Here is an 11,276-nt window from a genome sequence, read left to right on the forward strand (position 1 = left end):
AATTCCGGGGAGGGTAGTACGCGCCGTTTCCCATGCTCGGTCCTCACCCTCGCGTACGCCTGAACGGCGTCGCTCGACCTCTCCCCAAACTTCGTTTCGGGAGAGGTACGCCATGTGTAAATCAGCCAAAAATCGGCACCTAAAAACTGCACAACCTCGGAAAGCAGAGAGGGAAGATCGACATGCCAGCAGTGCTCCGTATCACCGGTGATCGTTTTGCTATTGAATCGATTGCAGTCGAATCCGCCTTCGCACTTGAAGAAGCGATCCAATCTCGAAAGAAGCGTTTTCAACCAATGGATGCCCCTCAGCTGGACGCAACATATTGTTTGGTCGTTTCGGACGCAGATGGCGACTTCGTACCGCAACAGATCGAGGAAGCCGACGCCTTTCTCGAGGCAAATGAAAAGGCATTGCAGTCCATTTTCAATGCACTACCAAATTGCACACGGACGCTGGACTTTCCCGATGAATCGTTCGGCCAATTCAACCGGTTCCCAACGACGTTTCTCTCCCGGTTGATTGCGCTGGACATTCAGCTGGGTGTATCTGTCTATGGTGTCGCAAACGGCACAGACTGATTTCAATCGCCAATAGCGTTGGAACGTTGCCAACGCGATGACAGGATCGCATCAGTGGTGGAGCTGCTCCAACGTCCGCACCGTCGGCGGAACAACGTGGCCTGACCGGCGCGGTTCATCATTCTCGGGACGTCCCCAAAAAGGCATCGAGCCCGACGACCTGGGAAGGTCATCGTACGGATTGGTTGTGTTGCTTCTGAGCAACCAAGTTGGCGAGTCTTCATTGACGGCCTGACTCCATTGCTTGCCCGCGTGTGGGACAGTGCCTATTCTTATCGCGATGCCAAGAAACAACTGGCGATGAGGAACGTCGCAAGTGTTTCACGAGCCTGCTCGTGAAACAACTCGATCACCGAACTGTGATCACATTGAGTGAAGTTGTTTCTTTCTGCGCACTGGAGGCGCACCACGCGATGAAAGTCGTGCCTGATCGGCACGAGACATCCCAGCGACAGACACGCCCTGACCGGCAAACTTTCTGTCGTCGCGACAACCGACGGCTTGTTCACCGGGTCGTGCGGTTTGGAGCAAACAGGGTGATATTTCATCGACATGGTTTTTTGACCGGGCACGTTTTGTGACCTAAGTTTGCTCAGCCCCACGATTCGGAGTGTCTTCCGTGGGGCTTGGACTCACCCCGTCCAGCAATCCCCCTCCAACGACACTCACGATGGAATCGGCGCATGGACCTGTTAACGACGATCAATCGATGCCTTGCTTTTGACAAGCAAGCGGACCAATCAAACGAAGGCAAAGCGATTGCCAAGCACGCTCGTCGGCGACGAGTCGCTGGCCGCATGCGGACGTTTGCATTGGTCGTCGGTGCGATCACCGTTGGCGGATCTTCAATGCCTGCGTTTGCACAAGGCTTCGTGCCTTCCCGCGGCCCTTCCGTTTCCGCTCCCACCAACGATGCCGAACGCAAACTCGAAGAACAAGAGCGTGCCCGGGCGTTGGCCGACGGCATTGAACTGGAAGATGCCGGCCAGTGGAGCGACGCGATCGACCACTACGAATCGGCAACTCGCCGTTTCCCGCAGGACCGCATCCTGTATCAACGACTGCTGATCAGCCGGTTGCGATTTGACGTCAACCGTCGCTATCAAGACCAAACGTACTTGCGATCGCTGCGTGACATGACGACGTCGCAGTCATTGGATCTGTACAGTGAGATCTTGGCGAACTTGCAAACACACTATGTTGACACGATCGAGTGGTCACGGGTGTTGCTGCACGGAACCGCGGCACTTGAAACCGCGCTCGATGATGAAACGTTTGTGCAAACGATGCTTCCCAATGCGACACCGGAACAGATTGAAAAGTTCCGGATGGAAATTCACCATCGGATTAGTCAACGATCCACCCAAAGCCGATTCGATCTACGTGCCACCGTGTCGCAAGTTGCGTCCATGGCTCAACAAGAACTCGGCTTGAGCGGAACCGCGACCGTGCTGGAGTTCGTGTCGGGTGCGGTGTCGACGCTGGACACGTACACTCGTTTGCTGTCGCCGGGACAACTGGACGACATGTTCAGCACCATCGATGGCAACTTTGTGGGACTCGGCGTTGAGCTGAAACCCGGCGAGGACTGTTTGAAAATTCTGTCAGTGATCCCGGGTGGTCCCGCCGATGAAGCCGGTATCGTCGCTGGTGATCGAATCATGGGCGTGGACGCGATTTCCGCCGCCGACCGAGACCCTGACTACGTGGCCGATTTGCTGCGTGGTCCCGAGGGATCGCTGGTGTCGCTGGAGATCGCATCTGTTGATCAACAACCGCGTTCCATCCGTGTCGCACGACGCCGAGTCGATGTTCCATGTGTTGAAAACATTCACTTGGTCGACACGGATGCCAAAATTGGCTACTTCCGCCTGACGAACTTTCAGAAGTCGACGCCCTCTGAAGTCGAGAAGGCACTGTGGGCACTCAGTCGTCAAGGAATGCGTTCGCTGATCATCGACCTGCGAGACAATCCTGGCGGGTTGTTGCCCGCGTCGGTGGAAGTTGCGGACCGGTTCATCGACAGCGGTCGAATTCTAACCACCCGTGGTCGCAACGCTCGCGAAAACTTTGATTACTCGGCTCACCGCGCCAACACGTGGAATGTTCCGTTGGCGGTTTTGATTGACCGAAACAGTGCGAGTGCCAGCGAGATCTTCTCAGGTGCCATTCGCGATTCCAACCGAGGAACGGTCGTCGGCGAAAAGAGCTATGGCAAAGGTAGCGTGCAGGGGATTTTCCGAATGCAAGCCGCCCAGTTCGGGCTGTGTTTGACGACGGCGAAGTTCTATTCACCAAGCGGCCGAGCGATCAGCCGCAACGGTGTCGAACCGCACTTGTCCGTGCCCCCGACCTACATCGCGGCTCGCCCGGATGAGAACGGACGATTGGTCACTGAATTGGAAGACGATGTGTTGCAACGAGCCATCGAGCACTTGGCTCAACCGGCACACTGATCGGCTTGCGATTGTTAGCCGACGTGCGTTAGGACCGGTAATTTGACGCATCCGGGCCTAGCGGCCATCGCCAGATTGGTGCGGTTTGGAAGAGAGATCTGGTCAGCGGGTGTCAGCTTGTAGATCGGTCGTGGCGATTGAAAAAGTTAAATTGACAATTGTAAATTCTAAATTGGCTGGGTGGCGTCGGGGCTTTTCGATCCGCTCGTTGACGAGTGGTTTGTCAATGAAACAACTTCGGGTGAGACCGGACGGCTCGCGCCGTTCCGCTACCAACTTCAGCCGCAGCGCACGGGCCCTCCGGTACCAAACTTAGCGGCAGGGCGCGAGCCCTCCGGTTTGTGGGGAGTCCAGATTCGTTGGTTCGTGAATCGCCGATCGATCCTCAGACGGTTCAGGACACATAGCAAATCAGCCGCGGCATTTGCCGCGGCTGATTGCATTTCAAACTGTTGCCTGAGAGCTCTTGCTCGACGACTAGGCTTGTTTCGTCAGTTCTTCGCGTTTGGCGGAGATGATCGCCAACAGTTCGCGTTGTGGCTTGACGAACTTATCGACGCCTTCGTCCATCAAGAACTTGTGCATGGCCTTGATGTCCAACGCGGCATCGATCTCATCTTGGACCGCTTGCGATGGCATGTCGGCCACTTCGCTGGTGAACTTCTTTCCGCTGGCGTCGACCGCTTCGTTGGTCGCAGGCGGGTTGGTTTGAATGTCGCTGCCAGCCAACGCGGCGACGTACTTCCACGGCGGGTCATCTTTGCTCTTGGTTCCCGTGCTGGCGAAAATCAATTCTTGTTCCAGCTTCAGGTTCTTGTCGGCCCAGAACTCTTGGTTCTCTTTCCATATTCGCTTGGCGTTCAAGATACCAACTTGGCCTTGAGCGTCAGCGGACAGGTTTGGCAATTCCTTTTGCGTGTAGACATCAATTCGCGAGATGAAAATGCTGTACACCGATTTGAATTGATCCAGTGATCGCACTCCGGATTCAGCAGCACGTTGGGCGCCCTTCCAAATGGCTTCGCGAGCGGCGTGGTATTGGTCGGCGGTGAACATCAACGTCACGTTCAGCGTGATTCCGGCGGCGGCCAATTCTTCCAACGCGAGCAAACCGGCTTCCGTCGCGGGAACCTTGATCATCCGGTTGGTGTGACCGGCGTTCCATTGCTTGCCCAACTCGATGTAGCGGCTGGCGATGTCGGCGGACGAAAAGCTTTGGTCGGGATCTTCGAGAATCGGATCCAGTTCGAAGCTGACCCAACCCGCGTTGCCAGCGGTGGATTCGTGGACCGAGGCAAATTTCTTTTCCGCGTCAGAAACCAATTCGTCCGTCAAAGCCCAGGCGATGGCTTCGTCGTCGTGACCTTCGCTCAGCAAAGCGTCGATGCGGTCGTCAAAACCGCCTGCCTTGACGATGCCCGAAATGATGGCGGGGTTGCTGGTGGCGCCGACGGCCCCCCACTTGAGGTTCTGGTCAATTTCGGACGGCTCGACCGAGTCCAGGTACAGCTTCGTTCCGGAGTCGATCAGGGACTGGAGAGATTCAGACATCAATTCACTTCGTGGGTTTCGAATAGACAAGTGTGATTCGCGGGGATGCGAACGAGACGGCATTCATCGACGGAAAGGCTGCAAAACGCGAACCGAAACGGGCTCGATTGGCCAGCCGTGTTCTTCACCGTCCCCATCCGGATCCACCTTCGCGGGCCGGGGTGGTGGAAAACACATTTCTCACGCTCTGGTTCAAACTGCTCCGCCGATTAGGCTGTTCTGACAATTAGACTGCATTCCGTTCGTTTTGTGGGGGTGGGGCAAACCGTCGCTGTTCGATTTCGAATCGGATGCTGGCCATCGCCGGCTGTTTTGGGTCAGAAACTCCCCAGCTTTTCTAACCCTCTCAATTGTCTCACAACAATCGAAACGTTTGGATCGGACAATCGCATTGACGTGGACCTTCCGCCAATCCCTCGATAGCTTACTGCTGTGTCGGTGGTTGGCGGCGGATCGGTCGCCCATCGCCGAACAAAATTGACGGGACATCGGGCTTGATATTCATCACGATCACGCATTCCACATTGTCCAATCGCCCCCGTCTCGACCGGACTCTTTCTTCTCACTTTCGGAATCCTCGATGACCGCAGATTCAACCAAGCCGTCGTTCCTGGAGCGGCCTGGCCCGTGGGGACTGACCGTGGCTTTGTTGATCCTCATGGGATTCTTCTTTTTCATGCCCTCGGCGTTCCGTGCCGCTCGCATGGGTTTGAAGAACAAAGAGAACGACGTCAAAGATTGGTTGCCCAGCGACTTTCCCGAAACAGCAGAATTGGACTGGTTCGCGGATCACTTTGCCGGTGAGAGCTTTGTTCTGTTGACCTGGGAAGGATGCAACGTCGGCGATCAGCGATTGCGATTGTTCGAAGACAAACTGCTGCACGAATCAGCCAACTACCGCGAGCAACTTGCCGCGGACGAAGCTTGGGGTGAGAACGCCCTGTCGCTCGCGGAAGTCCAAACCCGCGTGCGTGCACGTGAACTCGGCGAAGAATTGGAACTCTTGCCTCCCGGCCAAGACTTGACCAACTGGGGCGGCGAAGAAGAGAAGTGGTTGGCATCCGCCGATGGGACTTGGTACTACATCAAACCGGACGGCAAATTGTTCCGGTGGGAAGAATCTATGAACGGCCCGGCCGCTTTGGTCCGCAAGTTCCAGAAGTCCACGGGTGCCTACGAGCTAAAGGGCCAATTCGTAACGGCGTTCGGTGAACCATCGACCACGGAACGCATCAACCCGTTCTACAACGACCCGATGCTGTTGTGCGCACCGTTGTTTCAAACCGTCCAAACGGGAGCCACGATTGCCGAAGAGCTGGCCGCCGAAGGTGGTCCGCTGTGGCCGATCGATCTGACCGACGTGACCAAGAAACCAATCGTTGCAAAACGACTGGCGATGGAACGTTTGACGGGAACATTGTTTGCCCCGGCGGTGCCGCACGAATTCGATTGGACAGCTGAATCGTTCATCGAGAAACTTCCCGAGGAAAGCCGCTCGGGATTGCCAGGCGATGCACCGGAAACAATCGTGCGGACCCTCGAGACTTTCGTTGCGGAGCGTTTGGATGGCGACCGCGAAAAGCTCGCTACCTCGCTGACGCAAACTCAAACGGACGCTTGGTACGCGGTCTACGATGCGTTGGGTGTCGAACCGCCACCGCGTTTGACATGTTTGCTGGTAACGCTGACCGATCTGGCCAAGGACAATCTCGCTTTCGCTGTTGGACGCGGCACGCTGGGCACTCCCCAAGGTCGATTGTTGCAATTGGCTCAGCAATCGGGGATTCAGCCGCCGTTGCCACCCAGCAGTGCTCCGCCGCCGTTCAACCGTGAACCACCGGAATCGATCGGAGGCATGCCGCCACTGAGAATGGGCGGGCCACCGATTGACAACATCGCCATCGACGAAGAAGGCACGATCACGCTGGTTCGCTTGGTCGGCTACTGCATCTTGGTCGGCGTGCTGCTTTCGTATTTCTGCTTCCGCAGTTTCAAAGTCACCATCATGTTGTTCGTTGTCGGCGGTTCCGCTGCGATGCTCAGCATGTCGATGGTGGGTTGGACGGGCGGCCGAGTCGACGCGATTTTGATGTCGATGCCATCGCTGGTTTATGTGCTGGGGCTGTCCGGATCGATTCACGTCATCAACTACTACCGCGACGAAGTTCGTTTTCGCGGCAGACGTGGAGCGGCAACTCGCGCACTCAAGCACGCCGCGTTGCCTTGTACGCTGGCTGCGCTCACGACCGCGATCGGACTGGCGTCACTGTTCACCAGCAACCTGAAACCGATCAGTAACTTCGGTTTGTATTCCGCTATCGGTGTGATCTCGACGCTGGGCGTTTTGTTCAGTTACTTGCCCGCCGCGTTGGAGACGTTCTCGCCACAATTCGGTCAAGACAAAGCCGAAGAGCGAAAGCGACTCGCTGCCGCGAAACGCAAATCGGAATCGACCGCCGACACCGACACCGGATCGACACCGGCGAAAGGTGCCATCTCAGGCGAACTGGAATTGGCCGCATGGTGGGCCGGAGTCGGCCGCTGGATCACTGGTCATCATGCCATCGTCAGCGTCGCTTGCATCGCCGGATTGGCGATCGCTTCGCTGGGACTGTTCAAGATCACCACGTCGGTGCAGTTGCTCAAGTTGTTCGATCCACAGGCCCGCATTCTTCGCGATTACGCTTGGTTGGAAGATCACTTCGGCAACTTGGTACCGATGGAAATCGTCGTCCGAATGCCACCCGAGATTCAACGGCCGGATCGCTTGGCGTCTGCGTCGACCGAAGAGGAAGACGACAACCAAGATCGCTTGTCCGATCCGATCTCGCTGAGTTTGCTGGAACGGATCGAGGCCGTCGCTCGGATTCGCAAGGTCGTCACACGATCGCTCGGAGAAGAAGGCATCGCGAAAGTGGGGCAAGCGTCCAGCATGGACACCTTCATCGCGCCGCTACCGGACGTCAGCAATGGTTGGAGCAATACGCGGTCCCAGTTCAACAGCCGGTTGAACGAATCACGTGATGAGTTGTTGACCAGCGATTACGTCAAAATTGAAAAGAATGGTCCGCTGAAAGACAGCGAACTGTGGCGGCTGAGTCTGCGAGTCAGTGCTCTCTCGGACGTCGACTACGGTTTGTTCATCAACGAATTGAAGGATGCCGTCGATCCAGTTGTGCAAGCCTACCGGGTGCGAGCGAAGTTGCTTCGTGAATTGCAACAACCCGATGGAACGCAGCTTCCTAAGGCAAAGGTTCTGGTCCTCGGGGCACAAAACGTCGTCGAGCTAGATTCCGCGGACTTGGTCACCACCGATGAAGTGTCGGGCGAACGTGTTGTCGACCAACGTGCCATTTTCTTGTCGACGCTGCGTGAACTGCTGGGCAACGAACGCATTCGCCAAAGCTGGATCGATCCTGATGCCGAAGACGCGATCGCGAAACCGACGGACGAAAACTGGGACCGCCGAATCGCCGCCGCGGATGTGGTCATCGACTTGGCCGGGTTGAGTTTCCAGGCGTCGACATCGAAAACCGCCGCTTCGACAGAGCCCGTTGAATCATATGCCGCCGGAGCGGAACGATTGATCTCCGCCACGGAAGTGATATTACGGCCGATCCCAAAGCACATCCTTTCGCTAGACAAGGTCGCCGACGGACAACCCAATCGCTTGCCCGTCTTCGAGCTCGACGAACCCGCCACGCCACAGGTCATCTACACGGGTGTCGTGCCGGTTGTCTACAAGGCCCAAAGGACGCTGCTGGGCAGTTTGGTGGAATCGATCTTGCTCGCCTTTGTGCTGATCGGTTTCGTGATGATCGTGTTGCTCAACCCGGGATCGTTCCCCGGCCAATGGCTGGCACCGTCCAACTTGCGAGCTGGTTTTGCCGCCGGTGCCGTTTCGATGATTCCCAACGTGTTCCCGGTGCTGCTGGTATTCGGCATCATGGGACACCTGCGAACCGCGGTGGACATCGGAACGATGATGACCGCCAGCGTCGCGATGGGCGTCGCGGTCGACGACACGATTCACTTCCTGACGTGGTTCCGCCAATTCCTCGAGGAAGGCAAATCTCGCAAGGACGCCGTTATCGAAACGTACCGTCGAGTCGGTCCCGCGATGACTCAAACCACCATCGTCGGTGGCTTGGGGCTGTTCATTTTCGCGATGTCGACGTTCACACCAACGCAGCGTTTTGGCACGTTGATGTTGGTCATGTTGGCCGCCGCACTGATCGGGGACTTGATCCTTTTGCCCGCTCTGCTTGCCGGACCGCTCGGAAAGGTCTTCAAGCCACGGATTGACCATTTGGGAAAGCCAGCTTTTGATCCGGGACAATCGGTCACCTCCGAATCACCATCATCCATCGACTCCGTCCAGCCCCAACCATCCCCGGAAGGAATCGTGGTGACGGAGGATACGCCTGTGTTGAAGGTTCACAAACCGCCGACACGCACGGAATCCAACCAGCCTTCGCGGAAGGGTTGATTTGGCGTCAACGATCTCGGCGTCGCGGGTAGGAAGTCTCACGCCCTCGCGACGATGAGAAAGTTTGACGAACAAGTGGATTGAAATGAGCCGTCGCGTTGCATCTGATCGGTGACGCTGACTTGGCGGTCGATTACGAGTCGTCAGCGAGGGTTCGATTCGGTAGGCTCGGCGTTCAATCCGTTCCGTACCGATCGACACTCCCCAATGCCCCTGAAATCTCTCGCCGACCAAGCGACGACGTATCGCGTGCGATTTTGCATCGGCCTGCTGGCCGTTTGCATTCTCGCACCCTTGGCGGCCCGTGATTCTGCACGTGCTTTGTCGACCATGTACAACGCGCCCGCGTTGTGGCTACCGGAGGACATGCCGGTCCGGAAGCAGTACGACGACTTCTCGAAACTGTTCCAGGGTCAAGATGTCCTGATGATCGGGTGGGACGGCGCGAAGATTGGTGCCGAGGAAGTCGACCAGGCCGCGGAAGCTTTGCTGCCACTGACGCAACCGACTTCGGACCGTCCGGCGTACCTCGAAGGCGTCAGTTCAGGCCAGCGTGTTTTTGATGTCCTGACCAGTCCACCGACCAGTTTCTCTGAACGAGCCACGCGGGCTCGACTGAAGGGATCGCTCGTCGGAGAAGACGGCGAGCAAACAATCGTGTTGGCGACTTTTTCAGAAACCGGAAACCTCAATCGGCAAGAAGTCCTGGCCCAAGCCCGGCAACTGGTTTCAGACAAAATCGGTGTCCCCGAGGAAGAGATCTACACCGCCGGTCCGCCAACCGATGGAGCACTGGTCGATGCGGAAGCCCAAGGTTCGATCGATCGGTTCACATTGCCATCGGTCATCGTTGGCGCGCTCATTTGCGTGTTCTGTCTGCGGTCGATCGTACTGACCGCGATCATCATCATCGTGGCTGTGATCGGCCAAGGCATGTCGCTGGCGATGGTGTTGTATTCCGGCATCGAAATGAACGCGATTCTAATCGTGTTGCCGCCTCTGGTATTCGTGCTGACCGCCAGTGCCGGGATTCACCTGTGCAACTACTACCGCGATGCGATGTGCAGCGATCCCAACATCGATCCGACTGCAGCCACTCGACAAGCCATGCAGGCCGGCATCCTGCCGTGTTGGCTGGCGGCCACAACAACCATCATCGGACTGGGTTCACTCGGTTTGGTTCGCTTGGTTCCCGTCAGTGCGTTCGGGTTCATCGCCGCGGGATCAGTGTTCGGCACGTTGTTGCTGTTGTTGTTGCTCCTGCCCGGTGCGATGCAGTGGCACGGTAAACGACACCGCATCAAACACCGTGCGGCGCTGGCCAAATCAAACCAAGACGACAACGATCCGCTTCCGGTTGAAAAGTGGCGATCAAAAGTCGGCCACGCCTGGGAAGCATTTGCGGCTCAGTTTATGAAGTTCCCTGTGATCGTCGTCGCGTTGTTCACAATCATCACCGGCGTCGCGGCATCGGGTTTGCCGCAACTGACAACGTCAGTCAACATCCCGCGAATGTTCCCGGAGAACAGCCGCATCCGGACGGACTACGCTTGGTTTGAAGAACACATCGGCCCGACGATCAATGCGGAAGTCGTCGTCCAATTCCCACCGGATTCGATGCCCGATCCCATCGATCGGTTTCGATTGGTTCGCGATGTCGACGACCATCTCCGGTCCACCGATTTGGTTGGCGGAGTATTTTCCGCACGCTCGTTTTTGCCCAGCCCACCGTCGAAGAAGAGCCGATCGATTCGCTCGACCGTCTTGGAGGCCAACATCCGCAAGCAATTGGAGGATCCCGATTCCCCGTTGCAGGACGCTGGCTACATCGCGAAAGACAAAAAGGGTAACCAACTTTGGCGGATCAGCTTTCGATTCCCATTTGACGAAGCGATCGACTACCGGACCGAGTTCCAACGTGTTCAGGCGGAAGTCATCCCGATCTTGGAAGAAGCCGGCCAGGGGATCTCGCCTCAATTCACCGGTGGCGTTCCGATGACGACCGAATCCCAAGACGTGTTGCTGCAGGATTTGTTCCGTAGCTTCCTAGCCGCCTTTGGCATCGTTGCCATCATCATGATGTTGTTGCTGAGAAGCTTCACCGGTGGCCTCGTTGCGATGTTCCCCAACTTGTTTCCGACGATCACGTTGTTTGGAACGATGGGTTTGCTGGAGACTCCGCTTGACATCGGATCGGTG

Annotated in this window: 5 protein-coding genes; 4 read left to right on the top strand and 1 reads right to left on the bottom strand. The window is 56.8% G+C overall.

Annotated elements, in window-relative coordinates:
- The first annotated feature begins 182 nt into the window (after positions 1-182).
- Entirely contained in the window at positions 183-581 is a 399-nt protein-coding gene (locus B2R17_RS08325; protein ID WP_286763618.1) for a hypothetical protein, read from the top strand.
- Positions 582-1,264: 683 nt separating this feature from the next.
- Positions 1,265-3,037: a S41 family peptidase gene (locus tag B2R17_RS08330; protein ID WP_008666092.1), complete on the top strand. Its 1,773-nt coding sequence runs from the start codon at positions 1,265-1,267 to the stop codon at positions 3,035-3,037.
- 477 nt (positions 3,038-3,514) lie between these two features.
- Here B2R17_RS08330 and B2R17_RS08335 read toward each other — a convergent pair whose 3' ends face one another.
- Positions 3,515-4,651, bottom strand: a complete 1,137-nt coding sequence (locus tag B2R17_RS08335; protein WP_286763619.1) for a transaldolase family protein — start codon at positions 4,649-4,651, stop codon at positions 3,515-3,517.
- A gap of 517 nt (positions 4,652-5,168) precedes the next feature.
- On the opposite strand from B2R17_RS08335, the gene B2R17_RS08340 reads away from it, so the two are divergent.
- Positions 5,169-9,077 (top strand): efflux RND transporter permease subunit, encoded by a 3,909-nt coding sequence (locus B2R17_RS08340; RefSeq protein WP_286763620.1) that lies wholly within the window; start codon positions 5,169-5,171, stop codon positions 9,075-9,077.
- A 207-nt stretch (positions 9,078-9,284) separates the two neighbouring features.
- On the top strand, positions 9,285-11,276 hold a 1,992-nt coding region (locus B2R17_RS08345; RefSeq protein ID WP_286763621.1), incomplete at its 3' end, for an efflux RND transporter permease subunit.

It is taken from the genome of Rhodopirellula sp. UBA1907, from assembly GCF_002337565.1.
Taxonomy (GTDB): Bacteria; Planctomycetota; Planctomycetia; order Pirellulales; family Pirellulaceae; genus Rhodopirellula; species Rhodopirellula europaea.